Below are 26,813 nucleotides of genomic sequence, written 5' to 3'. Positions count from 1 at the left end.
GGATAAGCTTTTTGATTACCATAGCAGGCTTAAGTACGCTGCCTTTGTGGCGGCTCAGACAGTTTGCCGCTTCTTTCGCACAGGTCTGCAAAGCTCTGATCCGAAACGATTGCAATGTCACTTTCAAATAGCCTCGGAGCCTTGCAACAGTACGAAGCTGCTGCAATGACTGCATTGGTAGTTCGGAATAAACGGTGCTGAATAATTACGATTTTTTTTAAGATAACAGTTTTTGTTCCCGTATGCCGATGGGGTTTTTTAGTCAGCGTCGGGCTTTTTTGGCAGAGGTGTTGGAATTATGACACGGTCACCGGCGGCAAAACCGCCGGTTTTTTGTTGGAAAAGCTCTGATTTCCATAGCTGTGCAGCATCTTGTGTATGGTGGCACCTTCTTTGCTAATGTCTGGATGTAAGGTATTGCAGCCTGCCAGACCTGCCCGAAGCTTACTTATTCTTCATGCAGCGTCGGTTGTCTGATGTAAAGGGGATTGATGTCTGACAGGCTTTAAAAGCCTGCAGACTGCTGTTTCAAAAGCCTGTCTTCAGGAGGCAGAAAAACGGATATTTAACGAGGCGGTTTTCCATGGATCGAGTCCTTATGGTCAAATTCATGAAAGTGTCATGCCGGGTCTGGCTGGGGGGGATTTTTTTCTTCATGCTGGCCCTTCCGGCTGCCGCCGCATCCTTGCTGGAGGGAATAGAACTTGCTGACAATCCTGCCCGGATTGCCCTGCGTTTTGACAGGGATGTGCAGTGGCGGGTTTTTCAGACGGGTCCACGGGAGCTGGTGGTGGCGCTGGCCAGCGCTTCCGTGGCAAGGGATCTGGCCCGGAGTGGCTCGGCCCTTCCCGTTGTTCAGCGCATCGTCTATAAGAGAACTGCGGAAGGGGATGCGACCCTCATTGTGGAAACAGGCCCTGTTATCCGTTCCGTGGAAACCCGCTGGCGGGGGGGGGTGCGGATTCTGGAAATCTATCTCTACCCTGAAATCCAGCAGGCACACAAGGTTCCCCGCGGCAGCCTTGAACAGCGCAGGCGTGTGGATACGGCTCTGAAGAAAAAGCCTTCACCGGATCCTGAAGCGGACAGAGTGGCCATTGCCAGGGAGAGAGCGGAGGCCATCCCTGTCAAAACGGTTCAGGAAGAGAGTCTTCCCCTTGACCTTGAGGGTTATGGCGGTATTGATACACTCCTGGATGCGGTACTCCATTCTCCCTGCGGAGGAGGGGTGCATGTACGGGTTGCCGTGCGGAATATCCGTGAAGGAATGTGTGCCCAGGGTCTGGATACTCTGGCTCAGGGCCTGATGGACGGATGCGGGGATGTTTTTGACTACTTACGTGCCTGGTGTGATTTTGACAGGGCAGCAAGGCCCATGGAGCAGCTTACTCTGGCAAGGAATCTGGTTTCCCTTGTGATGAAAAATCCCGGTTCTGATTATCTGCCATGGGCCTATGCCATGCTTGGGGTTCTGTATCACAGGATGGGCAATGACCCCATGGGAATGGGCTATTTTGAGCTTCTGAGGGAAAAGGATCCGGAGTTTTCCGGAATGCCTGAGATCCTTTTATACCTTGGCAGGATGTATATGCGTATACAGCGCCTTGAAGAGGCCGAACCCCTGCTCAGGGATCTTGTGGCCAGTTACGGGGATACGGTTTTTGCCATGGATGCCCGGATGGAACTGGGACGTCTGCTCTTTGAAAGAAAAAGATATTTTGATACCTTAAAAATGTTGGAAACGCTCATCCGGGAAACGCCGGACAGAATATTTAAAGATAAAGATCTCCTGCTTCTTGTGGGCAACAGCCACTTTCATACGGGTTCCTATGCCAAGGCCATCGAATCCCTGACAAGGGCATACAATGATTTTCCGGATATGGCGGAGCGGTCCCTTGTTCTGACCCGCATTGCTGACTCCTATTCTTTTCTGGAGGAAAAGGACAAGGCCAAAAAGCTTTATGAGATTGTCAGGGAGCTTTTTCCGGGAACCGATGGTTTTGTGATCAGCTCCATCCGCCTTGCGGAGCTCCTTGAGGACAGAGAAAAAAAAAATGAACTCTTTGAGATGGTGATCCGTGACTATCCGGACCACCCCCTTGCCCGTCTGGCACTGATGCGTCTGGCCGAGTCCCGTTATGAATCTGGTGAGTACAGTGAAAGCGTGAATCTCGTCCGCAGGCTTCTGGTCGCAGATCCCAGGGCGCTGCGCAGGGGAGCACTGGATCTCATGGGGCGCAGCCTTGAAGCGCTTTTTGATGAGTTTCTTTCTGCCGGTCTTTATCCCGAAGTGATCCGCCGCTACGAAAGGGAAAAGGGCCCTTTATATGATATTGAAAAGCCAGAGCTGCATGCCCAGGTGGGCAGGGCTTTTCTGGAGGGTCATCTTTATCCCCAGGCCGTCAATCAGTATCGCAGGGCGGAAAAGCTTTTTGGCGGCGCATCTGTACCGCCGGAGATCCGTTTCAGATATGGTGTGGCAGCAAAGGGGGCCGGAGACGGAGAAATGGCACTGGCTCAGCTTACCCTTTTTTTAAGGGCTGTCCCCGATGACCCCCTGCGCAGTTCCCTTGCCCTGGGCCATATTGGAGATATCCGTCTGGAAATGGGTGAGCCGGATGTGGCCCTTAAGGCGTATCAGGATGCTGCAAGTCTTGCCAAAGTCGATGAAAAGAAAGTGGCGTTTCTTTTTTCTGCGGCAAAAATTCTCCGGGATAAGGGGCAAAGGCAGAAAGAAGCAGAAATTCTGGAGAAGGCTCTTGCATTTTCAGGCGTGGAAAGTCAAGATTCCACAGATCTTCATTTTACCATCCTGCGCTCTCTGGGAGAGGCCCGTGCGGCACAGGGAAAATATGCCAAAGCTGCAGCGGCCTATGGGAAGGCGGAAGCCATACCGGGGATTGCTGTGGCAGATAGAAATGCCGTGCGTTTCAGGTTGGCAGAGACCCTTGAAAGAACAGGAGATACGGTAGATGCAAGGCGTTTGTATGAGTTTTTGATTGAGGATGCGGATCCCCTGTGGGGTTCCATGGCCCGGGAGCGTCTGGCCGGAATGCGCATAGAAGATAAGTTGTTGGATTCCTGATTCACGCTTGCTGTCTGGTTAAGACGAGGGTGTTGGCACCTGTTTTTATCATATGTTTCCTGATGGATTTTATTAATAATACAGGGTTTTACCATGACGAGTTCACGACAGGCCGTGATTTTTGCTTCTGACTCCGGAGTCCGTGATTCCCTGAACCGTATGCTTGAAAACAGCGGTTGTTCGGTGCGCCCCGGAAAAACGGAAACAGAAGCCCTGCAGCTGATGCAGTCCCAGACGCCCAGTCTGGTTGTTGGGGTCTGGGAGGCTGAAAAGAATCCCTTGCCCTTTGTGGCCCAGGCCGTATCCGGCCGGATTCCCGTGCTGGTGATTTCCGGCAGTGTGGATGTGGAACTGGCTGTGGAGTGTATTCGTGCAGGAGCCCTCGATTTTATGCTGCTGCCCCTTGAAGAGGACCGCCTGCAAAAAATTTTCACCGGGCTTTTTGGTGAAAAGACTTTGCCTGTATCCGGCAGTCATCTTGTTACCAGAGACCCGGGAATGCAGCGTCTTGTGGATCTGACCCTGCGGGTAGCAGCCAGTCGTGCGCCAGTTTTTATTCAGGGTGAGTCCGGTACGGGCAAGGAGCTTTTTGCCCGTATGGTGCATGATAACAGCCCCAGAAGTCAGGGGGCCTTTGTGGCTATCAATTGTGCGGCCTTGCCGGAAAATCTTCTGGAGAGTGAGCTTTTTGGTCATGAAAAAGGGGCTTTTACGGGAGCGACTTTCCGCAAGGAAGGAAAGTTTGAGCTGGCCCATGGGGGGACCCTACTTCTGGATGAGGTTACGGAAATGCCCGTACACCTGCAGGCCAAGCTTTTGCGTGTTTTGCAGGAAGGGACCGTAGACCGGGTTGGTGGTTTACGTCCTGTCCATGTGGATGTGCGGATCGTGGCCACCACCAACCGGGATCTCCGGGAAGCCATGGAGGAAGGTGTTTTCCGTGAAGATCTTTATCACAGGCTGAATACCATTCCTTTGCGTATTCCGCCATTACGGGAGCGTCCTGGCGATATCCCTTTGCTGGTCCGCCATTTTATTGGAAAATATAATGCGGAGGATGGTCGCAGTGTCAAAGGTTTGACGGATGAGGCCCTGGGCTGTTTAACTTCCGTCACTTTTACGGGTAATGTCCGGGAACTTGAAAATGTCATCCGCCGAGCCGTCCTGCTTTGTGATGGTCTTGAGATCAGGCCGGAAGACCTTCTTCTGGAAAAGGAAAGTTCCGGCAGTTTTTCTTCAGAATCTGCCGATGCCCCATGGGTTCTGCCTGACGCCTTTGTGGATGCTCCTTTAAGAGAGGTGGAGAAACAGATGATTTTTCATACCTTGAAGCGTTTTGACGGTAACCGTACCCATGCGGCCCAGCTTCTGGGGATCAGCGTACGTACCCTGCGTAACAAGCTCAATGAGTATAAAAATGATCCGGATATGACGGCTGCGGTCTGATTTCCCTCCAATAATTTCAAATATCAGTCATTCAGCCCCGCTGTCCAACGGGGCTTTTTTTATGGCACACCTGTTGCATATTTTTCACAGCAGTATGGATGCTGTATCCTTAGGGAAAGGAGGTGCCTTTTGGGCGGTCACCGTTTATTTGATTCCACCTACAATATGATGGGCAAGGGACTGGATGTATCCAGTTACAGGCACAGTCTTATTTCTGCCAATGTGGCCAATGTGGATACTATTCATTATAAGCCGAGGGATCTGGATTTTAACGCAACGCTGAAGCGGGCCATGGCTGGACCTCCGCCAAGGGAAGTGGCCATGACCCATGAAAAACATCTGGATGCCGGCCCTCCGCCGGATCCCATAAGGGCAACGGTGTATGATAATGCCGATGCCTATCATCTGGACTCTGTGGATATTGATGAAGAAATGAGCAACCTGGTGGAAAACAATATGAAATACCGGACAACGGCTGAAATGATGATACGTAAAATGACTATTCTTCGCCATGCCATTGCCGAAGGAGGAAGCTGATGACAGATCTGATCAAGTCTTTTAAGATTGGTGGAACTGCCCTTTCCGCCCATAGAAAGAAGTTGAATGTTATTGCCCAGAACCTCGCCAATGTGGACACCACCCGGACAGAGGAAGGTGGGCCCTACCGCCGGAAAATGGTGGTCTACGAGGGGCGTCAGCTGGAGGAGATTCCGCTGGGTCTGCAGAAGGCAGAGGCCAGGGAGAATTACGATGATTTAGGTTTCTATGAGATGTTTGAACGGGAAAGGGACCGGGGAGGAGATCAGCGGGGCGTGAAGGTCACCCATGTGGTCCAGTCCCAGGAGGATTTTCGTCTTGTATACAATCCCAGCCACCCGGATGCGGATCCTGTGACGGGCTATGTGGCCATGCCCAATGTGGATCATCTTACGGAAATGGCCGACATGATGGTAGCCCGCAGGGCCTATGAGGCCAGTGTAACGGTGATGAACAATACCAAAGCCATGATGATGAAGGCGCTCGAAATCGGTAAGTAATCATGCCCCTTATCCGGTATGGCCGGATACCCTTCGGTCACTTTTTCCGATAGGCCTGAAATATGGATGAGGTTCTGACTGCGACATCCTTCTTGAGAAAGGAGAACTGGATGAATCCCGTAAATAATCGTTTTTTTTCTCTTCCGGTTCCGGACAGCAATGAAATTTCTGCTCCGGTTCTGCCCCCCTTTTCAGGCATGAGTTTTTCCGAGCGTCTGAACAGTGCTGTGCGGGAAGTCAACACCCTGCAGAACGTTGCGGACTATGCGGCGGAAAAGGTAATGCTGGGAGAGCTGGACCTGCATGAAGGCATGATGGCCCTTCAGGAGGCGGATCTTTCCATGCGTCTTCTGGTGCAGACCCGGTCCAAAGCCCTTGAAGCTTATAAAGAAATCATGCACATGCAGTTCTGATGATCGTCACCTTTTTTCGGAGAGTACGCCATGAACCCTGTTATTGAACAGATCCTTTCCATCTGGCGCAGTATGCCCCTTCCAAGAAAAATTATTCTGGGGGCTGTTGTGGTGCTGACCACCATCGGGTTTACTTCCCTTTTTTTCATGGCAAACAGAACTGAGTTTGGTGTGCTGTATACCAATCTTTCTGAAAAGGACGCATCAGAGATTGTAGACAGACTCAAAGAGATGCGTGTTCCCTATGAGCTGGAAGGGGGGGGGAGTGCCATCCGTGTTCCTTCTGGTCAGATCCATGAGACCCGTCTTTCTCTGGCAGGTGAGGGCTTGCCCAAGGGGGGCGGCGTGGGTTTTGAGGTTTTTGATAAGAGTGATTTCGGAACCACGGAATTTGTGCAGAAACTGAATCTGCAGCGGGCTTTGCAGGGAGAGCTGGCCCGAACCATCCGCCAGTTTCAGGAAGTGACGGATGCGAGAGTCATGGTGGTTATGCCCAAGGATTCTGTTTTTGTTCAGGAAACCCGGCCCCCCAGCGTGTCTGTTCTGCTGCGTATGAAACAGGGGGCCGATCTTCCCCAGAGCAAGGTGGAGGCGGTGGTGCATCTGGTGGCATCGGCCATTCCGGATATGACACCGGAGCTGGTGACGGTGGTGGATACCCGTGGGCGGGTATTGTACCGGGGGCACAGCGATGAGGAAAAGCTGGCGGAGCTTGAAAATACCCGGATTAGAAATCAGGTTCAGTATAAAACCATACGGGAAAGGGAATTGGCCCAGCGTATTGAAAGCCTCCTTGAGCGGGTGGTTGGAAAAGACAGGGCCATTGTAAGGGTTACGGCGGAGATGGATTTTTCCCGTGAGGAAATGAGTGAGGAAATTTTTGATCCCAATGAAACAGAAGCCATTTTTGTCCGCAGCCGTAAAAACCTCAATGAAGAAACGGAAAGGCTCCGTGGGCCCATGGGTGCCATTTCCAGTGTCAATCCCGTGGTACCGCCGGGAACCGAAGGGGGCCCCCTTGAAACCCTTGAAAAGGGTAGAAAACAGGATGACGTGGTCAATTATGAATTGAGTAAGCGGGTACGGACTACGGAAAAACCCTTTGCCGTACTGAGTCGCCTCAGTGTGGCTGCGGTGATTGATGGCCGGTATGAGTGGCAGCGGGATGAAAACGGAGTTATGACAAGGCGCTATGTGCAGAGAACACCGGAGGAGATGGCGCAGTTTACGGAAGTGGTGAAAAACGCCATGGGTTTTTCTGAAGCAAGGGGAGATCAGGTGGTGGTGGAATCCTTTGCTTTTAATCCCGACGAAGAGCCGCCCATGGAAGAAGATCCGCTGACGGGTCTTGCCCGCCTGCGTAAGGATTACGGACGCATTGCGGCGAACCTGATTCTTCTGCTCATGCTCTTCCTTTTTGTTTTGAGACCCATCCATAAAACCGTGAAGGAAATCCGTGAAGGTGCAGAACCTCCTGCCCTGCCGGAAGAGCCCGGAACACTTCTGGATATTACGGATGAGTCCCTTGAGGAAGAGTTGCCTCTGGAAGAAAAGGCTGTCAAACTGGCCCAGGCGGATCTGGACCGCTCCGCCAATATTCTTAAAGGCTGGCTCCGGGATGAGGAGTGATAGGATCTGACTCCCCTGGCCTTTCTTTACGATAGAAAGGTCCGGGGACTTAAAAATGGGGGCAGGACAGGTGGCAGACAAGAAGAAGGGTATGGAAATCACCAAGGGAGCCCGGAGGGCAGCGATTTTTCTTCTGCTTATGGGAGAAGAATATGCTTCGGAGATGTTCCGGCGGATGAAGCCCGATGAAATCCGCATAGCAGCCACGGCCATGGGAAGCATAGACAAGGTGGAGCCTGAAGAGATGGAAGAGGTTCTCAGTATGTTTGTGGAGGCCTTTGAGGGCGAGATCAGCCTCTTTGTGGAAGGGGATGATTTCTTCAGAAAGACCCTGGAAAAGGCCCTGGGACCAGAAGCGGCCAGTGCCATCATCAAGGAGATCGAGGATGCCCAGAGGGAAATTCCCTTTGACTGGAGCCGCCGCATTAACATCGATACCCTGGCTTCCTATGTGGAAGGCGAGCATCCCCAGACCATTGCCATGATCCTTGCCCACCTGCCACCGGAGGTGGCCTCGGAAATCATGATGGTCATACCCAATGAGAAAAAGGGAGATATTGCCTATCGTATAGCCCTGCTGGGTCAGGTTCCCGAAGAGGTGGTAAGGGATGTGGATACGGCCTTGCGCAGGGACCTTGAGCTGGTGGGTGCAAGCCTTGGTAAAACCGGAGGGCTGCAGGTACTGGTGGATATTCTCAATGGTGTGGACAAGAGCACCGAAGAGGTGGTCATGGAGCTGATCGAGTCCGAGAGTGCGGATATGGCTACGGAAATCCGGGAGCTGATGTTTGTTTTCGAAGATCTGGTACGCGTCAGCGACAAGGACATGCGGGAGATTCTCAAAAAAGTGGAGGGCGGTCAGCTTACCCTGGCCCTCAAGGCCACCAGCGAGGATATGCGCCAGAAGATTCTTGGCAACCTTTCGGCCCGTGCTTCGGAAATGCTGCTGGAGGATCTGGAGGTCATGGGGCCTGTGAAGCTTTCCGAGGTGGAAGAGGCGCAGATGAGCATTGTCCGGGCTGCCAAAGAGCTGGAAGAGCAGGGAACCATCAGTCTGGGCGGTAAAGGAAAGGACGATATCCTTGTCTGATGAGAAAAAGGAAAATGGCGAAGTCTGGCAGCAGATGGATGTGGGAAGTCTTCGGAAATTTGTACGGGAAGATATCCCTGTGGCTTCTCCTGCGGCAAGGAACAAAGAGGCGGAAGACAGCTTTGAGAGTGTTTATACCCGTAAGCATACTCCGGAAGAGTCCTTTCGCTCCTTTGGAGACCGTCTACCCGGTGTGACTCCGAAACAGGATTTTTCCGCCGGGGGAACCCTTCCTTCCGAAGCGGGCAGATCGTCGCAACCGGGGTTTCAGGATGCCTTCCCTTCCGGCGGGGCAGCTGGCAAAAAAGCCGGTGAACCGGCAGCTCCATCCCCGTCACAGTCGCCGGATCGCCCGGTTTCGCTTCCTTCAGGGGAAAAAAGGCTGGGTACTCAAGACTTTACAGAAGAGAGGGAATCCGCCCGGAAACAGGGGTACGAAGAAGGCTTTTCAAAGGGGATGGAAGAGGGTCAGGGTCAGGGTTTTGCTGCAGGCCATGGAGAAGGTTTTGCCGCAGGCCGGGAAGAGGGGCTGGCCCAGGGCGCTGCCGAAGGCTATGACAAGGGATATGAGGAAGGGAGGGCTGCGGGACTTTCCGATCTGGAAGCCCGGTCCGGTGAACTGGGTCAGCTCATGGTCAGTATGCAGGAGCAGTGGGCTTTTATTCTGGGCCGCTATGAAAAGGAAATCGTTTCCCTTGCCACAGACATTGCGGAAACTCTTGTAAAGGCCACCCTTGCCGTTGACAATGCTGTGGTGGAAAGGGCTGTGCTTTCTGCCCTTCAGCGTCTTCCCGATCCCCTCAAGGTAGCGGTGGCCGTTCATCCTGAGGATTATCAGCAGGTGGAAATGGCCAGGGAACGCTTTTTTGAGGCGGTTCCTGAGCTGCGCCAGCTGGATCTTTCCTCGGATCCCGGTGTGGGAAGGGGAGGGTGCCGCATCACTGCCGCATCGGGAAGCATACGGGAAGATCTGGGTCAGCGGCTGGCCGTTTTAAAGGAAACCCTGATCATGGCTGCGGATACCGGAGGAGGCTGAGATGGCAGCATCCTTTGATTTTAAAATGGATTTTTCCCGCTATCACCGAGTGGTAAGGGAAATGCCACCGCCTGCACCGGAAGGCCGGGTTGTGCAGGTCGTGGGGCTCATTGCCGAAGCCGAGGGCATGGGGCAGGGCATTGGAAGCTTCTGCCGTATTGTGCTGGATGATGGCAGGGATGTGCTGGCTGAGGTTGTGGGTTTCAGAAAAACCAATACCCTCCTCATGCCCTATGGCAGTACCCGTGGCATCCGGCCCGGGAGCCGGGTCATTGTGGAGGCATCCAGGCCCCTTGCCCCTGTGGGAGAGGCCTATCTGGGCCGTGTTATTGATGGCATGGGGGAGCCTCTGGATGGCCTTGGGCCCGTGCAGGCCGATGCTTCCTATCCCCTTTATGGCAAGCCCATCAATCCCCTGGACAGGGATCCTGTGAAAATTCCTATGGATGTGGGGATCTGCGCCATCAATACCATGATCCCCCTGGGCAGGGGGCAGCGGGTGGCCATCATGGCAGGCTCCGGTGTGGGAAAAAGTGTGCTCATGGGCATGATGACCCGGCATACGGCTGCAGATGTGGTGGTGATCGGGCTCATCGGAGAACGGGGCCGGGAGGTCAAGGATTTTGTGGAGGATATCCTTGGGGAGGAAGGCCGGAAGAAATCCGTCGTCATTGCTGCAACTTCCGATGTTCCTCCCCTGGTGCGCATGCGGGGTGCCTACCTTGCCACCACCATGGCAGAATATTTCAGGGATCAGGGTAAGGATGTGCTTTTGCTGGTGGATTCTTTGACCCGTTATGCCATGTCCAGCCGGGATGTGGGCCTTGCTGCGGGGGAGCCGCCCACTACCCGGGGATATACCCCATCATTTTTTGTGCAGGTGCCCATTTTACTGGAAAGGGCGGGTACGGTAAAGGGTAAGGGCAGCATCACAGGCATTTACACCGTGCTTGTGGAGGGCGATGACTTGAATGATCCCGTGGGGGATACGGTGCGTTCCATTGTGGACGGGCACATTGTGCTTTCCCGGCAGATTGCCAGTCGGGGACACTATCCGGCCATTGACGTACTGGCCAGTGTCAGCCGTGTGACAAGGGATGTCAGCCGTCCGGAGAATCTGGCGCTGCGGGATCAGGCTGTGCGTATTCTTGCTACCTACCGGGAGGCCGAAGACATGATACAGATAGGGGCCTATGTGGACGGGTCCAGCCCAGCCATCGACCTTGCCAAGAAAATGGCGCCAAAGATACAGGCGTTTCTTCGCCAGCGCGTGGATCTGCGGGTCACTTCAGAAGAGGGTTTTTCCACCCTTGCTGGTATTCTTTCCGGGGATAAAAATCCATGAAACGCTTTGTTTTTCGTCTGGAATCCCTTCTCCGTTACCGGAGTTTTCAGGTAAAGCAGGCCCTGCAGGCCCTCATGGCGGTGCAGAAGCTTTTGGAAGAATGTGAGGCTGAAATCCTGAAGCTGGGGGAGGATCAGCAGACTGCCCTGATTTTGCTGGAAAAGGAAACGCAGGAGGGAATTTCCGGGGAGCGGTTTCGTCTGCATACGGATTATCTGGCGGATATGGAAATGCGTATGCTGAAGATGGAGGAAAGAAAAAAACGTATTCTCTATCAGCTCCGGGAAAAGCAGAAGCTGCTGGATCAGGCCCGCATGGCTGAAAAAGCCCTGGAAAACCTGAAGGAAGGGCAGCGGGAAACCTATATGAAGGAGATGGATCTCTGGCAGCAGAAAGAGACCGATGATATGGTTTCCATACGCAAAGTCCGGGAGGGCATGTCATGAAAAAGAAAAAAATCAGCGGTCTTCTCATGGGTCTTGCTGCGGGTTTTTTATTCGTATCTCTGCCCCTGGTTTCTCTGGCTCAGGAGGCTGCAGAAGCTGAAGGGCAAAGGGTTGAAAAAGAAGCCGTGGTGATTGAACTTGAAGGGCTGGCAGAGCGGCGGGAGGTGATCCGCAGGGGAATGGATGCCCTGAATGAGGAGCGCAGACGCCTGACCCAGCTTCGGCGGGAGGTGGAAGAGGAAATTGAGCGGCTGCAGGAGCTGAACCGGCAGGTAGAGGAAGGTCTGGAGCGTCTTGCCAGAAGACGCAGTGAGGCAGAACGACAGGCTGAAGCGGAAGAGCTGGCCAAGGTGCAGCAACTGGCCCGCTTTTATGCGGGGATGCGGCCCAATCAGGCAGGCCCCATCTTCGATGCCATGGATCCCGATGTGGCAAGGGACATTTTTCGGGAAATGCGGCCCGAGGCGGCGGCAAATATCCTCGGGCGCATGAATGCCGAGAGGGCTGCGGTGATCAGCCAGAAGATGGCCGAAAGGGATGTGCGGGTCAGGGAATAATGGTGATTGTTGTCGATGCAGTACCTTTACCACCGACACTGTCTTTGGCAACCAGAGTGATGGTGTGTTCATTGACAGATAAAATATTTGATCGTACCAGGCAATCGTTTCCAAAGGCATCTTCATGTTTATCAGAGTACCATTTGAGGGAAGTACATGGTAACAGACCGTCTTCTCTGTCCCAGGCTTTTCCTTCAAAAATAATATAGTCATTCTCTGTGAACTTATTGTTTGATTCTGTGGGAAAGATGATTGTTACTTCTGGAAGATGGTTTTTTGTGATGTGAATGGTTATGGAATCGGGCTCGCTGGGCATGTTTTGGGAATCCCAAGCCGTAAGAGAGATTTTGTGTTGGCCTTCGGCCAGGGTATTGGCCTGTATTTGAAGTTCAAAACCTGTTCCAAGCTTTTTTTCATGTCTGCTGGACTTCCATACAAGCTGCCTTGGCTGAAACATGGCATCTTCCTCATCCTCAGCCATGCCGGAGAATATGATAGTTTCATTTATATGAAAATAGGTTCCGTCTGCCGGGGAAAGAATTTCAGCTTCGGGACGGGTGTTAAAATGGGGGTTGATGGACAGGGTAATTGTTTTGCTGGCCGTCCCCCCGCTTTTGCTGCGTGCTTCAAGGGTGATTTCATGGGTACCCGTTGAAAGCCAGTTCAGCCAGAAGCTGCCACCTGTTCCTATCTGGCCAACAAGGTCCGAAGTCCATATAAGCTGTGAACCCTCAAGATTGCTTTTTGTTTCAGGATCATAGGCTTCCCCGCGGAAATAAATGTTGCTTCCCTCGTTAAAAAAAGACACATTTGGTTCATGGATAGTAATCTGGGGTGGAGTTGGTTCACTTGGCTTGGGTGCAGGAGGCGCAGGCTTGGGAGAGTCGTCTTCGCCCGTTGCCACAATCAGGACGAAGCCAATGACCATGATGGAAAGAAGCGCAAAAGACCTGAGTATAGATAGCAGCATATGCTGAATCCTTTCGTTGTATCATCCGTTCAAAACGCAGTTTTTTCAGGCCGACGGGGTTTTAATCATGGTTTTCCATGATTATACTGCTGTTTTGGTTTTTGAATTTTTTTACTGGCTCTTTTTCAGCATTTTGGGCCAGTATTTTTCTGTCTTTTATATATTTCGTATGCAGGAAAGAAAAACTTAACTTTTTTTTAAGTAGCGGCTTAAAGAGGTCTCTTCGGGAAGTTTTTTTGCTTGTGGCGGATGAAATAAATCCATTAATTCTGCTGTTTTTTGCATGAGATGGAAAGGAGCCATGCAGATGCGCTGCCCAGTACGATGCCCATAATATCCATGGGGTCAAAGGTGCCATGGACAAAATAGGGTATCACAAGATCCAGAACCGGAATATTGCTCCAGCTTTCCGGTACAAGGGAAGCCGCCCTTTCTCCGTAATACTGTCCCGTTTCCATGATAAGTCCTGCAATTCCCCAGAAGACAGCCCAGAACCGTAAGGATGCGGCCCTGCCCCCTGCAAACCCTGCGCTTATCAGGGCCATGCCAAAGGGATGCAGGGCATCGGGCAGCCAGTCTCCCACACTGCCGAATCCTATACCCTCCACCCCATTTCCGAAAACAGAAAAAATACCCACCGGTCTGTCAAGAATATAAACCATGGAGCCCAGTGCAAGGCCGAGGATACCCGTAAGAATCATCTGCCAGGGTTTCATCTGCGGCCTATTGCGTTGACATGATGGCACCACCTGCGGCACCTGCTGCGGCCGCTGTGCCCATGGTCTGGAAGATGATGGCATCCGACGAACCCGTTAGAACCCCGGCCGCTCCACCGGCCACAGCCCCCAGAGAAGCCCCGGCAAGAGCCCCTGCCAGCATGCGCGAAAGTTCGGAGCCATGGTAGAATTTAAGCTGCCTTGGGTGGATAAAGACTACCACCCTTGTGGTGGCAATGCCGTCTTCGTAGCTCAGCTCATAGTTTCTTGCGCCCCGGAGATAGGCATTGGTTTCACTGATGACCATATCCCTGCGGATGGTGTTGTGCCCTGCTTCTGTATAGACCTGCATGATGGTGCCGGCCAGGCGCTCGGATAATTGACGGTAGCCGTCGATGACCGCAGCACGTTCCGCCATCAGCCTTCTTTGCTGGGGAGATCCGGTTTCAGGGGCAAGGCCTTTACCGATCACCGCCACCTGTATGGCATTGGCTGCCTCTTCCGGTTCCATGCCGGGAATGAAATTGTGGCGGTACATTTTTGGTTCCTTGTATTTCAGGACCTGATGACCTGTGATACCGCAGCCCGTCAGAAAGACAAGGGCAGGCAGCAGGATCATTATAAAACAGGCATGGGTACGGTGGAAGATCTTCATGGTCACCTCTTCATCTTCGTTGTTGAACGGAAAAAATGGTTTTCAACGGGCAGGATTTTCCGTTGGCAACACATCAAGCATGAAGTGTGCCATGGCTTCATGTTTGGCAGGGTCTGTTTTTTAGCTGCCGGGAGGATATGCATCGGGTGTTTTTTTCCGGGTTCTGGGGGAAAGATTTACCGTTTTCACCTTTGCAGCACCATGGATGTCGGAGTGTTTTTGTGACTTGTCTTTTTAAATCAGGTGCTTTCCTTCTTTTTATCGGCTGGCATATGGATTGCTAAAAGGATAAGCAGACACCTTTTGGGATCTGCTTGTTTTGACAGGGATCTGTTTGCCGGAAGAAAGGAACCCCCTCCCATGATTTTTTCGCCAGCACCAGCCATGTCTTTTGAAAAGGGTTTCGTGCCATCCCGGTCCGGAAGTCAGGGGGCGGAGGGGCGAGGTTTTGATGCTTTTCTGGAAAAAGCCAGAGGGCTGCCAGAAAAAGGAGGGGCAAAGGCCGATCCCAGGCTTTCCCTGCAGGCTGTTCTCGACAGGATGCGCATGCAGCTTCAGGCTCTCACGGGAATGGGCCGACAGGATATGACCGTAGACCCGGAAGCCCTTGACTGGCTCAGGCAGATGATTCTGGGGTCCGGCCTTGAGGGGGATGCCCGTGACACCCTTCTGGATGTCATTGAAAATGGCAGCAGGGAAAACCTTTCCATGGGGCGTTTGCTGGATCGCTTGAGGATGACTTCAGAGGAAATGGATATGGAGCTGGTTCCCGATTCATCCGGTCTGTCTCTGGGTTCTCTGCCTTATATATACAATTTTCTCAATGATCTTGGGGTTTCCCGGGAAAGAATCCATACCATGCTGGACCGCTCCGCTATGGAGGGGCAGGGGTTTTCTTTGGACAGGCTGGGGCGTGAGCTGGCCCTTCTGCGGCAGGATCTGAGCGAAGGCGGTTTGGGTGGTGCAGGGGGAACATCCGGGGCCGGTGTTATCGGCGTGCTGGACAGCATGCTTGGGCATCTGAGGGCTATGGGTGCGGGGGGGCAGGAAAAGGGTTTTTCCCATGATACGGCAAGGCTTCTGGAAAAATCTGTGCTGGCTGCCCTGGCAGGCAGGGATATGTCTGCCAGGGCTTCTGAGAGAAAAGCGGAATTCCATTTGCCAGCCCATGAGGTTGCAGCAGATTTTCTTCGTCAGATACAGCCGGGGGGCAGGTTTCTGGGGGTTACGGAGGCAAGGGAGGCTGCCATGGGGAAAGGTGTAACAGATTCCGGGGGGCAGCCATATCAGTGGGCGGATATGCGTGGTGGTGAGCCAGTCATGGAAGCAACAGTGCTGGAAGCGGAACGGAAATCGTATTTATCCGAAAAGGATTTAATCGATTTTATTGAGAAGAGTGAGGCAAAGAAACACTGGAATCTTAAAGAGTACCTTTTGCAGGCCGACACTGGCGGAGCTGGGAATGGTGAGGATTCTATTTTGGGGAAGATAAAATCCATGGGAGGGTTTCAGGGGGGAGATAGTGGAGAAGATCATGGATCCGGATCTGGGGCCAGACCACAGGATATGTTCAGGGCAGCAGAAAAGAAAAATGTAAAGGGAGAAGGCCAGCTCACAGATCCGGTTCTTGCGGCACAGGGAGCAAAAGGTTCTGAGAACAGGATTACGAGATCGGACCCTGCTCCGCCCCCGCCCCCCCCTGCCTTTGTGATGGATCAGGTGGGTCGTAAGATGGCCGATGCCATCCGTGATGGGCAGAATGAGGTGAGTTTCCAGTTGAAGCCGGAGCATCTCGGTCGTTTGCATTTGCGCATTGAAAATATTGCAGGTGTTGTGAATATCAGAATGCTTGCGGAGCAGAAGGGAACCCATGAACTGCTCCTTGCCCAGGCTGCGGAGCTCAAGGCCCAGATGCAGGAGCAGGGGATGCGGGTGGAGCGTATTGAGGTCAGTGTGTCTCCGGATTTTGATTCTGCCCTTTTCCGGGAGCGCGAGCGGGAGAGAGAGTCCCGAAGATCAAAAAAATCTGAAAAAAATGGGACCACAGCGGCAGAATCCGGAGGCCGAAGGCATCCGGTATCCATACCCGTTAACAGCAGGGATTCCCGGCTGCATCTGATGGCCTGAGGATAAGGGGGCAAAAATGGAAACAAATGCAATGGGTAATGCAGCGCTGGCCAGGGTTGCATCGGAGTATAAAGCAAGGGAAGATGAGGAAAAAGATCCCCTGGGAAGGGAGGCCTTTCTCACCATGCTGGTGGCCCAGCTCCAGAATCAGGATCCGCTGAATCCCATGGAAGGAACGGATTTTACATCCCAGCTGGCCCAGTTCTCCCAGCTGGAGGCGGCCTTTAATACCAATAAAACCCTGGAAAGTATTCTCAAAGCCATGGAGGCTGGTTCTTCAAGGGATCTGGAAGCCTACATGGGTAAGGAAATCCTTGCGGAGGTGGATTCCATAGAGGTTTCCAGCGGTAAGGCCGTGGGTGGCTTTTACACCCTGGAGGAGAACGCTTCTGTCACCATTAACATTTATGATGAAAAGGGCCAGCAGGTCCGAACCCTTTCTCTGGGCCAGCAGGAGGCAGGCTCCCATCCCATCTCCTGGGATGCAAGGGATACCGGAGACCGGCAGGTAGCGGATGGTTCCTATCGCTATGATGTGATTGCCATGGGACCCGGTGGGATGGAGCGGGTACAGACTACTGTGGAGGGTACGGTGGAGGGTATTCTTTATGCCAACGGAAAAGCCTACCTTCAGGTCAAGGGTACCTTTGTGGACCCTGAAAGTCTTCTCAAGGTGTGGGAAAAACCTGCCACAGCCCCGGTGATCAGTCCCATGGAATATATCGGCAGGGAGGTGACCGCGGAAACGGCCAGCATTGATTTTGACGGTCGTATTCTCGGGAATATTCCCGGTTACACCCTGGACCGGGAAGATGAGGTGCTGGTGGAGATCTATGACAGGGAGGGCAATCTTGTGAAGTCTTTGTATGAAGGAACAAAATCCGGTGGGGATTTCCATGAGATTTCCTGGGATGGTAAGGATCGTTTTGGTGTAACCGTGGCTCCGGGCATTTATTCCTACAGGGTTCTCAGCAAGGGAGCCATGGCAGATACCCGGGTTTCCGGGGAGGTTACGGGCCTTGTGTACAGAAATGGAATTCCCTATCTGAATGTGGATGGGAGTCTGGTTTCTTCCGGTGCCGTCCGGAGTGTCGGATAAATATTATTTTATAGTATTCCGGAACCGGAGTCTTTTTTTAACGTTTTTTGATCCGGAGGTGCCTTATGTCTCTCACAAGCTCTCTTTATACGGGAACCAGCGGTCTTACCAACATGGGCAGATCCATGCAGGTGATCGGTGACAATATATCCAATGTGAACACCGTGGGTTTCAAGGGAAGCCGCTATACCTTTGCCGATGTCCTCAACCAGACCGTAGGTACCCAGTCGGGCTCGGCCCAGATGGGTCGTGGTATGGCCCTTGGCAGCGTGGATAACCTTCACAATCAGGGATCCTTTGAATCCACGGGCAATGCCACCGACCTTTCCATTGGTGGTAACGGTTTTTTTGTGGTCCGGCATCCGGCCAGCAATCAGGAGTACTATACCCGTGCGGGGAATTTTAATTTTGACAAAGACGGCAAACTTGTGACCCCTGAGGGTATGGTGGTTCAGGGCTGGAAGCTTGATGAAGAAACGGGCAATGATATGGGTGCCATGACCAGTATCATTTTGCAGTCTTTTACATCTCCTCCGAAACAGACTTCGGAAATTACGGCCATTACCAACCTGGATGCCGATGCGGCAAGCCAGTCCGTTGTGTTGTCCAATGCCTGGGATGCGGGTAAACAGCCGCCTGTTCCCCCCAACAGCTATGAATATCAGACCGTAGTCAAGGTTTATGATGCCCTTGGCAGCACCCATGATATTACCATTTATTATGATAAGAAATCCGGTTCGGACTGGGAGTACATCATCACCATGAACCCTTCCGAAGACAAACGGCTCGGTGTGCAGGGAACTCCGGGGCAGGGCCTTCTGGCCAGAGGGGTGATTCATTTTAATGAATCCGATGGTTCCATTGCGGATATGACCATGGAGAAATATACGGGCCGCATTGGTAATGTGCGCTCTGAAGGAGTGAACCGTTACGATGACCTCACCTTTGTGCTCAATTCCACGGAACCCATGGATTCAGACGGTTTTGATTTCCATGTGGAATATGATGGTGATCGCTGGCAGTTTCAGAACCCCATACCTCAGGCCTATGCCAATGCCCAGATCATTTATTCCGATGCACGGCGCATAGAAATTGTTTTTGATCCGGATCCCACGGATACGGAGCCGGAACCGGATATGATTATTCGTCTTGCTTCCAACGCCGTGGCTACGGATTCTCTGAAGTTTGACATCAACAAGCCCAGGGATGCCCATGTTCAGAATGTGGTGGGCCTCAGTTACCGGGGCGATACGGCCAATGATAACACCACGATGATGATCAATGATCCCAGTGTTATGATCAGGGACATGGAGGGGATGAATCTTGTATGGAACCCCAGGGGAGGTGCGGACGGACGGGGGGAATGGTACATGAGTAATCCCAGTGTGCGGAATGTGATGGGAGCGGTGGGAGATGAGGTGGGTGATACTGTCCCCGGATGGGGCACTATTGGTAATATAGAAGTTGTAAATCCTGCGGTTTTGAACCAGCAGGTGGCGGGGTTGCAGGTGACCTGGGTTGATGGGACAGGATGGGTCTGGAACCTTGATGACCCCAGAAATGCTACCTTTGTTGGAGGGGCCGGCCAGATTACCACAACAAACACCACTATGACTGTGAATAATCCTCGGGCAATGACCGTTGCAACCGGAAATGTTGTGTTAACTTACAATGATGTTACTGGTGATTGGGACGGTACTATTCCCGGCTACGGTGCTGCGGATATTGGTGTCGATGGCGACGGCAACATAATGATAGATTTAAATGGTGATGGGAGTATTGATTTGCAATTTAACCTCCCTGCACCGGGCATGGATGGAGATAGCTTAACCTTTGCCATTAATCCTGTAGCCCCAAGGGAGTACCCCAACGCCGTAATTCTTAATGATGATCCTATAGATCCTGCTGTTAGTCCCACCAGGCTGGCCATCAGCTTTGACGGCAGCAGCAATGCGGATGTGGAATGGACGTTTAGTGACCCTGCAATTGGAGGAAATGTTTTTTCCTTTGATATCAACCCCCGTGTCAGGCCCGAAGACTATCCCAATGCCGTTGTAAGGGGTGACAAGGACAGGGTGTATATTGATCTTGACGGTTCCGGTGGAGAAAATGACAGAGAAGACATTGTTTTTACCTTCACCGAACCCATGCGTCACGGAGCCAATGTGGAAAGCAGTGTCATTTCCTTTGACATACAGGGGGGCACTTCCTGGCGCCGTCTGGGTGCAAGGGATATTAACAGTGACGGATTTTATGAGTTCACGGCGGATTTTCTGGGCAGTGCGGGCCGCATGGCCACGGATGGGACCTATCGTACCACCGAGCAGAAGATATCCTTTAATATTGGTACGGCCTTTGATGGCCTGAATTTCATCAACTCATCCCTTACTACAACCCAGTATGCCCGGACTTCTTCTACCATCTATCAGACGGCAGACGGATATGGTGCCGGGGATCTGGAAGGGGTGAATGTTTCTTCCGAAGGGGTGATGACGGGTATGTACTCCAACGGGCAGCTCATTCCCCTTTACAGGGTGGGGCTGGCCAAGTTCATGAACAATCAGGGCCTGTACAAGGAGGGGGGGAACCTCTACAGGGAAACCCGGGAAAGCGGCAACGCCATTACGGGTCGGCCCGGTTCCAACGGCCTTGGCAAGCTCTCTCCCAACTCCCTTGAGATGAGCAATGTGGACATCGGTGATGAGTTTGTAAGAATGATCACTACCCAGAGGGGATTCCAGGCCAACTCCAAGACCGTAACCACGGTGGATGGTATGCTGGAAACGGTGATTCAAATGAAGCGCTGATTTCTCTTTTACCATAAACAGTTACTTTCTGACCGGATTCCTGCCTTTTTCAAAGGCCTGAATCCGGTTTGCTTTTGGATGGAAGGCAATGGTATATATAATATCTGATCATTTATTCTCCGGGTTTCGCCCTGAAACATCTTGTGTGTCTCCATGGGTGAGGTTTTTGATATCAAGGCTGCATTTTATGGCAGGACAGGTATTTATATGGATATGGCAACCCTTATTGGCATTGTATCGGCCTTCGGACTGGTGGGACTTGCGGTCTTCATGGGAGGGGGGCTGCTTTTTTTCTTCAATTTACAGGCCTTTCTCATTGTGGTGGGAGGAACCCTGGGGGCGACGCTGATCCATTATCCGGTGAGAGACCTCCTTCCGGTTTTCAGACGGCTGATGCGGGTTTTTTTTTCCTCCGGTGACACAGGGGATGCCAGCGTTGATAAGCTCACAGCCATGGCCCATAAGGCCAGACGCGACGGGGTTCTCAGTCTTGAAAAAATGATCCCCGGGGAAACAGACCCTTTCCTTGCGGAAGGTCTGCAACTGGCCGTGGACGGTGTAGATCCTGCCATCATCAGGGAAATTATGCTTTCGGGGCTGGAAGCATCCGGTGAGCGGCATGAGGCGGGTGCGGAAATTTTTGCCACCATGGGAAGTTATGCACCGGCTCTGGGCATGGTGGGGACCCTTATCGGGCTGATACAGATGCTGCAGAATCTCCATGATCCCGATGCCATCGGGCCGGGGATGGCCGTGGCCCTTCTCACAACCTTTTATGGGGCTCTTCTTTCCAATCTTGTTTTTCTTCCCCTTGCGGGAAAGCTGCGGGCACTGGACAGGCAGGAAGCCCGTGAAAAACAGATGCTGGTGGATGGGCTGGTTTCCCTTGCCCGGGGTGAGCACCCAAGGGTGCTGGCCTGGCGGATGCGGGCCCACAGGCAGCCATCACTTAAGACGGTAGCAGGAAAAAGTGATGAAAAATAAGTTTTTTTTCTCCGGAAACGCCATGCTTTGGGTAGCACTTTTTTTAATTCTTCTGGCTTTTTTTGCCTTTCTCAATGCCCTGTCTTCTCCGGATATCTACCGGGGAGAAAGGGTGCTTCAGTCCGTGCGGACAGGCTTTGGCAGTGTTGCGGATCTGGGGGCTTTACGGCCGGGAGTCTGGCGGTATCGTTTTGATGAACCGGGTGTCATGGAATTGACGGCTCTGGTTTCAAGGCTGGGGCCGGAAGGCAGGTATATGGTGGATGCCCAGGGGAATTTCTGGATACGCTTTCCGCAAAAGGCCCTGTTTGGTCCGGAATCCCATCTCTTTTCCGGTGAGGGGAAGTTGCTGATGGAAGATATACGGGCCGCCATTCCGGAGCATTTTGAGGGAAAGCGCATCATGGTCCATGCCCGGCGGAAGGAAGGCCGCAGTCCGGATGCCGCATTGCGCGAGACCCTGCTCCGGGGATTGGCTGTTGCCGAAGTTATGGGGTCTGCAATGCAGGTCTGGGGATTCGGGGATCTGGTTCCTGAGTTTGCCTACGGACAGGGCAGGGATGAAGAAAATGCAAGGGTCCTTCTGGTTTTTTCAGGGAGGGGATCTTCCGGCGGCGGGCCTTTTATGTTCCGGGATTTTTTCTTCCGGGTTTTTTCGGAGAATCCATGAGGCTTAAAAAGAAACAGAAAATAAGGCCTGCCCGGACGGAATGGCTGCACACCTTTGCCGATCTTCTGCTTTTACTGCTTACTTTTTTTATCATGCTTTTTGCCATGAAGACCCTTGAAAAGGAAAGGCTGCAGGAAGCCTTTTCTTTTTTTGTGCAGGAAAAAGCCGTAGAAGAAAGGGAAGAGGGGGGGCTGGCCGGTGCCTTAAGTCTGAGGCTTCGCCGTGAGCTGGCAGCACTCCCCGCAGGTATTGCAAAAACCCTGCATCTGGAAGAGAGTGCAGAAAACCTCCGTCTGACTCTGGAGTCCGATGGAATTTTTGATGCGGGGGCCATTGCCCTGCGGCCTGAAGCGCCTTTGTTTCTGCAGGCCGTATCGGATATTTTCAGGCCCCTTGGCGCCATGGTTCTGGTGCAGGGATATCCCGACACCGGAATGGAGGGGGAGCCTGCCGCAGCCCTTGCCATGGAAAGGGCCGTGGAAGTCCGGCGCTATCTTGTGGAACAGGCGGGACTGGCTGCGGATACCATGGGTATTGCCCTGGACAGGAAATATCCTGCCCTTTATGCTGGTGAGGACAGCCGACAGCGAGCCTGGAACCGGAGGGTGACTTTTTTGATTCTGGAGGATGGGGATGTCCGATAAGAAAAAAAATCTTAAGGGTATGAATCTGCGGGAAAAGAAGGGGCCTTTTGCCCTTTGGGTCTGGATGCTTGTTTTTTTTGTGATTGTGGTATGCGCGGGCATGATGCTTGCATTTTTTCTGTTCAGTACGCCACCGGAGCCCAAGGAAAAGGAAGAAATGTATGAGTTTGCGCCAGTGGAAACGGCGGCCCTTATTCCTGGACTCTGGCGGCTTCCTGTAATGAAGATTCCTGTGACCGTTGAAGAGGGTATCCGCCTTCCCCTGCGTCTGGGAATTGCCATTGTGGCGGAGGAGGGGCCCGATGGCCTGCCCCGTCTGCTTCGGCACCGGGAAAGGATTATCTCTGCGATCCGGGAGCATGTGGAAAAGGGCAGGGCCGAAGACTGGGAAAGTGTGGCAGGCAAATTGAAACTGAAGTATGAACTGACGGATCTGGTGGAAGAGGTTTCCGGTGGTGTGCGGGTCAGGGGGCTTTATATTACAGATTATATGATCCACTGGCCCACCTAGGGCGGTTTTGAAGGCCCGATCCTTTCTTCTGAGCAACTTCATAAGTTACTCTATGGCAAGATGCCATGGCAGGGTGTGATCTGCAGTTAAGAAATGACAGGGGTTTTACGTGCTGGTGGGGTGAATTGGGTGCTTATCGGGTATGGGGATAAAGGGTGATGCATGAGTGAAATTCTGACCCAGGAAGAAGTTGACAGCCTGCTGGACGGTTTAAGTACCGGCAAGGTGGAGACGGAACAGGATATGCCCATGGATGCCGAAGGCATCGGGCATTATGATTTTTCCAGTCAGGACAAGGTTATTCGTGGGCGTATGCCCACCTTTGAGGTGATCAATGAACGTTTTGCCCGTGAGGTACGGTCCAGCCTGTCCATGCTGCTGCACACCAACGTGGATATCAGTTCCGAATCTTTAGATACCCTGAAGTTCTCCGAATTTGGCAGATCCCTTCCCGTTCCCACAAGCCTTCACGTTTTCCGCATGGATCCTCTTCGTGGTCACGCCCTGCTGGTACTGGAAAGCCAGCTGGTTTTCAACCTCATTGACACCTTTTTTGGTGGTAAGGGAACGGGTAAGGCCAAGGTGGAGGGCCGGGAATTCACCACCATCGAAGAGGTCATGATACGCAAGGTGGTTCTCTCCTGTCTGGAGGACCTGAAAAATTCCTGGGCCCCCGTGGAACCCATACAGACCACCCTTGTACGCAGCGAGGTGAACCCCCAGTTTGCCACCATTGTTCTGCCCACAGACCTTGTTATTGTGACCCGCTTTGAGGTGGAGCTGGAGCAGTCTGCGGGAAAGCTGGTTCTCTGTCAGCCCTACTCCATGATTGAGCCCCTGCGGCATAAGCTGTCATCGGGTTTCCAGGCCGAGGTGGAGGATGTGGACTATACCTGGCAGAAGCGGCTCAAGGAAATTATTGTGGAGTCTGACGTGATACTTTCCGTGGAGTTGGGACGTACGGAAATTACAGGAGAGCAGCTCATTACCATGCAGCCCGGTGATGTGATTCCCCTGGAGCAGGACGCAGAACAGCCCCTTACGGCTTATGTGGAAGGTGTTGGCAAACTCAAGGGATTTGCCGGTGTGCAGCGGGGCTTTCAGGCTTTCCGTATTACGGACAAGATGAAAATGCTTTATAAATAATGTTTTATAAATAAGGGGCTGCTGGAGGCAGAGGCTGTTTATTTTTTTGTAACTTCTGAGTAACTTCAAAAGTTACTTTATGACAAAGCGCCGTAACACGGCGTGGGTTGCTGTTCAGCACCTTTTTCCAAAGACCATACCTGCAAGACAGATGCACAGGCCCCAGGCTATTTGCCCGTGACGCAATCTTATTCGGGAGCTTCTTGCCCTGTGCGGAAGCGGCAAAACCCCCCCGCCACAGGCAGGATAAGCTTTTTGATTACCATAGCAGGCCTTGGCACGCTGCCTTTGTGGCGGCTCAGACAGTTTGCCGCTTCTTTCGCACAGGCCTGCAAAGCTCTGATCCGAAACGATTGCAATGTCACTTGCAAATAGCCACGGAGCCTTGCAACAATACAAAACTGTTGTAATTACAGTATTGGCAATTCGGAATAACTGTTCTGAATAGTTACATTTTTTTAAAGACCTTAAAGGCCTTAAAATGAGGAGGATCCATGACAGATGAGGAGCTGGAAGGTCAGGAAGCCGCAGCAAGGCATCAGGAGCCTGCAGAAAGCGGCGATATTGCCGAAAGGGATCTGGATTTTATTCTGGATATTCCCCTGGAACTGTCCGTGGAACTGGGCCGCAGCCGCATGCTTGTCAATGATCTGCTGCAACTGGGGCAGGGTTCCATTGTGGAGTTGAACAAACTGGCCGGGGAACCTTTGGAAATTTACATTAACCGCAAGCTGGTAGCCCGGGGTGAGGTGGTTGTGGTTAATGAAAAGTTTGGCGTGCGTCTGACGGATATCATCAGTCCCATGGAGCGGGTGCGGACCCTGGCTTGAGGGCAGATTTGTTAAAATTGCCGTGCTGACGATACATGGGCCTGATGACCGACCCTTGTGAGTAAAAGATCTGAGCCGGAGAGTGACTTATGGAAGAAGGGGTAGGGGCTGCGGTCCCGGATTTTGGCCTGCTGGTCCTGAAGGGTGGCGCTACCCTGATACTGGTTTTGGCCCTTTTGCTGCTGACCCTGTACCTGCTCCGGCGCTTAAGTAGTTTCAGGGGAATTTCCGGGCGTTTGCGGGTCGTGGAAGCCCTTCAGGTGGGGCCGAAGGAGCGGGTGGTGCTTGTGGCCCTTGGAAAAAGGGAGCTGCTTTTGGGCGTGACAGCCTCTTCCATCCGTACCCTTGCGGAATTTTCTGAGGAAGAAAAAGAAGGGGCTTCTTTATCCCGGCCGGGCTTTGCGGATTTTTTGTCCGGTGCACAGAAAAAGAAAACGGAAGCGGAAGAGGTTCCGGAGGTAGTGGATGCGCGTTGATGCAGATGCCATGGGCAGAAATGACGGCCCGAAGAAAGGGGCAGGGAAAAAGAAGGCGACCTTTTATTTTCTGCTGATTGCCGGTGCAGGATTCTTTTTTCCCTTCATGGCCCAGGCCGTGACCTTTCCCCTGCCTTCCATCCGTATCGGTGTGGAAGAGGCCACGGGTCCAAGGGATGTGGCCATTGCCCTGGAGGTGTTGGCCCTTCTCACCATTCTGACTCTGGCACCGGCCATACTGGTACTCATGACCTCCTTTACCCGCATTGTGGTGGTATTTCACTTTCTGCGGCAGGCCATCGGTATCCAGAGCAGCCCGCCCAATCAGGTGGTGATTGGCCTTGCCCTTTTCATGACCTTTTTCATAATGAAACCGGTCTGGACTGAAGTTTATGAGAATGCCCTGGATCCCTATCTGGAGGATCAGATTACCTATCAGGAAGCCTTTGCCAATGCGGAAAAACCCATCCGTGAATTTATGCTGGTCAACACCCGTGAAAAGGATCTTGCCCTTTTTATCAAGGTAGCCGGGGCGGATAAGCCCGAGAACCGTGACAGTGTCAGTTTGCTGCACCTGATTCCCGCCTTTGTCATATCCGAGCTGAAAACGGCCTTTATCATTGGCTTTGTGATTTATGTGCCTTTTTTGATCATTGATATGGTGGTGGCCAGTGTGCTGCTGGCCATGGGCATGATGATGCTGCCGCCGGTAATGATATCCCTGCCCTTCAAGCTCATGCTTTTTGTGCTGGTGGATGGCTGGCATCTCATTGCAGGCTCATTGATACGCAGTTTTGCCATACCATAAGAGGAGGTGCCGTATGACGCCAGAATTTGTTGTGAGTTTCGGACAGGAAGCCGTCTGGCTGACACTTCTCATCGCAGCTCCCCTTCTGCTCATCGGTCTGGGGGTAGGACTGATGGTGAGTATTTTTCAGGCCGTGACCTCCATACAGGAAATGACCCTTTCCTTTGTACCGAAGATTCTTGCAGTGTTTTTTTCCCTGATTTTTTTTGCTCCCTGGATGCTGGAAAAGATGACCAGCTATACGGCAAGGATCATGGAAAATATTCCCATGTACATCCGGTGACTA

Annotated in this window: 26 protein-coding genes; 23 read left to right on the top strand and 3 right to left on the bottom strand. The window is 52.5% G+C overall.

Annotated elements, in window-relative coordinates; all coding sequences use genetic code 11:
• Positions 1 to 610 precede the first annotated feature (610 nt).
• The 11 genes from LZ24_RS07730 (at position 611) to LZ24_RS07680 (ending at position 12,084) form a co-directional block, all read left to right on the top strand.
• The gene (locus LZ24_RS07730) at positions 611 to 3,085 is read left to right on the top strand and encodes a tetratricopeptide repeat protein (RefSeq protein WP_222427579.1); all 2,475 of its coding nucleotides are present in this window, start codon (positions 611 to 613) and stop codon (positions 3,083 to 3,085) included.
• A 93-nt stretch (positions 3,086 to 3,178) separates the two neighbouring features.
• Positions 3,179 to 4,531: a sigma-54-dependent transcriptional regulator gene (locus tag LZ24_RS07725; protein ID WP_144684231.1), complete on the top strand. Its 1,353-nt coding sequence runs from the start codon at positions 3,179 to 3,181 to the stop codon at positions 4,529 to 4,531.
• Between the two features lie 129 nt (positions 4,532 to 4,660).
• On the top strand, positions 4,661 to 5,068 hold the full coding sequence (gene flgB / locus LZ24_RS07720; RefSeq protein WP_144684229.1) for a flagellar basal body rod protein FlgB: 408 nt from the start codon (positions 4,661 to 4,663) through the stop codon (positions 5,066 to 5,068).
• The gene (gene flgC, locus LZ24_RS07715) at positions 5,068 to 5,568 is read left to right on the top strand and encodes a flagellar basal body rod protein FlgC (RefSeq protein WP_222427578.1); all 501 of its coding nucleotides are present in this window, start codon (positions 5,068 to 5,070) and stop codon (positions 5,566 to 5,568) included. Before flgB ends, flgC begins: the two co-directional genes overlap by 1 nt.
• A 110-nt stretch (positions 5,569 to 5,678) precedes the next feature.
• Positions 5,679 to 5,981 (top strand): flagellar hook-basal body complex protein FliE, encoded by a 303-nt coding sequence (gene fliE / locus LZ24_RS07710; RefSeq protein ID WP_144684227.1) that lies wholly within the window; start codon positions 5,679 to 5,681, stop codon positions 5,979 to 5,981.
• A gap of 30 nt (positions 5,982 to 6,011) precedes the next feature.
• Positions 6,012 to 7,610: a flagellar basal-body MS-ring/collar protein FliF gene (gene fliF / locus LZ24_RS07705; RefSeq protein ID WP_144684226.1), complete on the top strand. Its 1,599-nt coding sequence runs from the start codon at positions 6,012 to 6,014 to the stop codon at positions 7,608 to 7,610.
• Between the two features lie 91 nt (positions 7,611 to 7,701).
• Positions 7,702 to 8,700, top strand: coding sequence for a flagellar motor switch protein FliG (gene fliG, locus LZ24_RS07700; RefSeq protein WP_144684225.1), 999 nt, complete (start codon positions 7,702 to 7,704; stop codon positions 8,698 to 8,700).
• On the top strand, positions 8,693 to 9,736 hold the full coding sequence (locus LZ24_RS07695; RefSeq protein WP_144684224.1) for a FliH/SctL family protein: 1,044 nt from the start codon (positions 8,693 to 8,695) through the stop codon (positions 9,734 to 9,736). Before fliG ends, LZ24_RS07695 begins: the two co-directional genes overlap by 8 nt.
• 1 nt (position 9,737) lies before the next feature.
• Complete coding sequence (locus tag LZ24_RS07690) at positions 9,738 to 11,081, top strand: FliI/YscN family ATPase (protein ID WP_144684222.1); 1,344 nt, start codon at positions 9,738 to 9,740, stop codon at positions 11,079 to 11,081.
• On the top strand, positions 11,078 to 11,527 hold the full coding sequence (locus LZ24_RS07685; protein WP_144684220.1) for a flagellar export protein FliJ: 450 nt from the start codon (positions 11,078 to 11,080) through the stop codon (positions 11,525 to 11,527). The genes LZ24_RS07690 and LZ24_RS07685 overlap by 4 nt, the downstream gene beginning before the upstream one ends.
• Positions 11,524 to 12,084: a MotE family protein gene (locus LZ24_RS07680; RefSeq protein ID WP_144684218.1), complete on the top strand. Its 561-nt coding sequence runs from the start codon at positions 11,524 to 11,526 to the stop codon at positions 12,082 to 12,084. The genes LZ24_RS07685 and LZ24_RS07680 overlap by 4 nt, the downstream gene beginning before the upstream one ends.
• Here LZ24_RS07680 and LZ24_RS07675 read toward each other — a convergent pair.
• The 3 genes from LZ24_RS07675 to LZ24_RS07665 all read right to left on the bottom strand — a co-directional run bounded on the left by LZ24_RS07675 (position 12,074) and on the right by LZ24_RS07665 (position 14,425).
• On the bottom strand, positions 12,074 to 13,054 hold the full coding sequence (locus LZ24_RS07675; RefSeq protein ID WP_144684217.1) for a hypothetical protein: 981 nt from the start codon (positions 13,052 to 13,054) through the stop codon (positions 12,074 to 12,076). The two genes, LZ24_RS07680 and LZ24_RS07675, sit on opposite strands and share 11 nt — an antisense overlap.
• Positions 13,055 to 13,317: 263 nt before the next feature.
• Positions 13,318 to 13,770, bottom strand: coding sequence for a hypothetical protein (locus tag LZ24_RS07670; RefSeq protein WP_144684215.1), 453 nt, complete (start codon positions 13,768 to 13,770; stop codon positions 13,318 to 13,320).
• A gap of 7 nt (positions 13,771 to 13,777) precedes the next feature.
• Positions 13,778 to 14,425 (bottom strand): hypothetical protein, encoded by a 648-nt coding sequence (locus LZ24_RS07665; RefSeq protein ID WP_144684213.1) that lies wholly within the window; start codon positions 14,423 to 14,425, stop codon positions 13,778 to 13,780.
• A 360-nt stretch (positions 14,426 to 14,785) separates the two neighbouring features.
• Between LZ24_RS07665 and LZ24_RS07660 the strand changes: the two genes are divergently transcribed.
• The 12 genes from LZ24_RS07660 (at position 14,786) to fliQ (ending at position 26,810) form a co-directional block, all read left to right on the top strand.
• A complete protein-coding gene (locus tag LZ24_RS07660; RefSeq protein WP_144684211.1) occupies positions 14,786 to 16,552 on the top strand; it encodes a flagellar hook-length control protein FliK in 1,767 nt (588 codons plus the stop codon).
• A gap of 16 nt (positions 16,553 to 16,568) precedes the next feature.
• Positions 16,569 to 17,651 carry a FlgD immunoglobulin-like domain containing protein gene (locus LZ24_RS07655; RefSeq protein WP_144684209.1) on the top strand — a complete coding sequence of 361 codons (1,083 nt, stop codon included), beginning with the start codon at positions 16,569 to 16,571 and terminating at the stop codon, positions 17,649 to 17,651.
• A gap of 65 nt (positions 17,652 to 17,716) precedes the next feature.
• Positions 17,717 to 20,458: a flagellar hook-basal body complex protein gene (locus tag LZ24_RS07650; protein WP_144684207.1), complete on the top strand. Its 2,742-nt coding sequence runs from the start codon at positions 17,717 to 17,719 to the stop codon at positions 20,456 to 20,458.
• A gap of 207 nt (positions 20,459 to 20,665) precedes the next feature.
• A complete protein-coding gene (locus LZ24_RS07645; RefSeq protein WP_144684333.1) occupies positions 20,666 to 21,442 on the top strand; it encodes a motility protein A in 777 nt (258 codons plus the stop codon).
• The gene (locus LZ24_RS07640; RefSeq protein WP_144684205.1) at positions 21,432 to 22,112 is read left to right on the top strand and encodes a hypothetical protein; all 681 of its coding nucleotides are present in this window, start codon (positions 21,432 to 21,434) and stop codon (positions 22,110 to 22,112) included. The genes LZ24_RS07645 and LZ24_RS07640 overlap by 11 nt, the downstream gene beginning before the upstream one ends.
• Positions 22,109 to 22,756 (top strand): flagellar motor protein MotB, encoded by a 648-nt coding sequence (locus tag LZ24_RS07635; protein ID WP_144684203.1) that lies wholly within the window; start codon positions 22,109 to 22,111, stop codon positions 22,754 to 22,756. The genes LZ24_RS07640 and LZ24_RS07635 overlap by 4 nt, the downstream gene beginning before the upstream one ends.
• A complete protein-coding gene (locus LZ24_RS07630; RefSeq protein WP_144684201.1) occupies positions 22,746 to 23,267 on the top strand; it encodes a flagellar basal body-associated FliL family protein in 522 nt (173 codons plus the stop codon). Before LZ24_RS07635 ends, LZ24_RS07630 begins: the two co-directional genes overlap by 11 nt.
• A 162-nt stretch (positions 23,268 to 23,429) precedes the next feature.
• Positions 23,430 to 24,413, top strand: coding sequence for a flagellar motor switch protein FliM (gene fliM, locus LZ24_RS07625; protein ID WP_144684199.1), 984 nt, complete (start codon positions 23,430 to 23,432; stop codon positions 24,411 to 24,413).
• A gap of 494 nt (positions 24,414 to 24,907) precedes the next feature.
• Complete coding sequence (fliN, locus tag LZ24_RS07620; protein WP_144684197.1) at positions 24,908 to 25,243, top strand: flagellar motor switch protein FliN; 336 nt, start codon at positions 24,908 to 24,910, stop codon at positions 25,241 to 25,243.
• Positions 25,244 to 25,332: 89 nt separating this feature from the next.
• On the top strand, positions 25,333 to 25,719 hold the full coding sequence (gene fliO, locus LZ24_RS07615; RefSeq protein ID WP_144684195.1) for a flagellar biosynthetic protein FliO: 387 nt from the start codon (positions 25,333 to 25,335) through the stop codon (positions 25,717 to 25,719).
• Positions 25,709 to 26,527, top strand: coding sequence for a flagellar type III secretion system pore protein FliP (fliP, locus tag LZ24_RS07610; protein ID WP_281282280.1), 819 nt, complete (start codon positions 25,709 to 25,711; stop codon positions 26,525 to 26,527). Before fliO ends, fliP begins: the two co-directional genes overlap by 11 nt.
• Positions 26,528 to 26,540: 13 nt before the next feature.
• Positions 26,541 to 26,810 carry a flagellar biosynthesis protein FliQ gene (gene fliQ / locus LZ24_RS07605; RefSeq protein ID WP_144684193.1) on the top strand — a complete coding sequence of 90 codons (270 nt, stop codon included), beginning with the start codon at positions 26,541 to 26,543 and terminating at the stop codon, positions 26,808 to 26,810.
• Positions 26,811 to 26,813: the final 3 nt, after the last annotated feature.

This window comes from Desulfobotulus alkaliphilus, from assembly GCF_007830435.1.
GTDB classification, from domain to species: domain Bacteria; phylum Desulfobacterota; class Desulfobacteria; order Desulfobacterales; family ASO4-4; genus Desulfobotulus; species Desulfobotulus alkaliphilus.
This window is presented reverse-complemented; position numbering and strand designations above follow the sequence as displayed.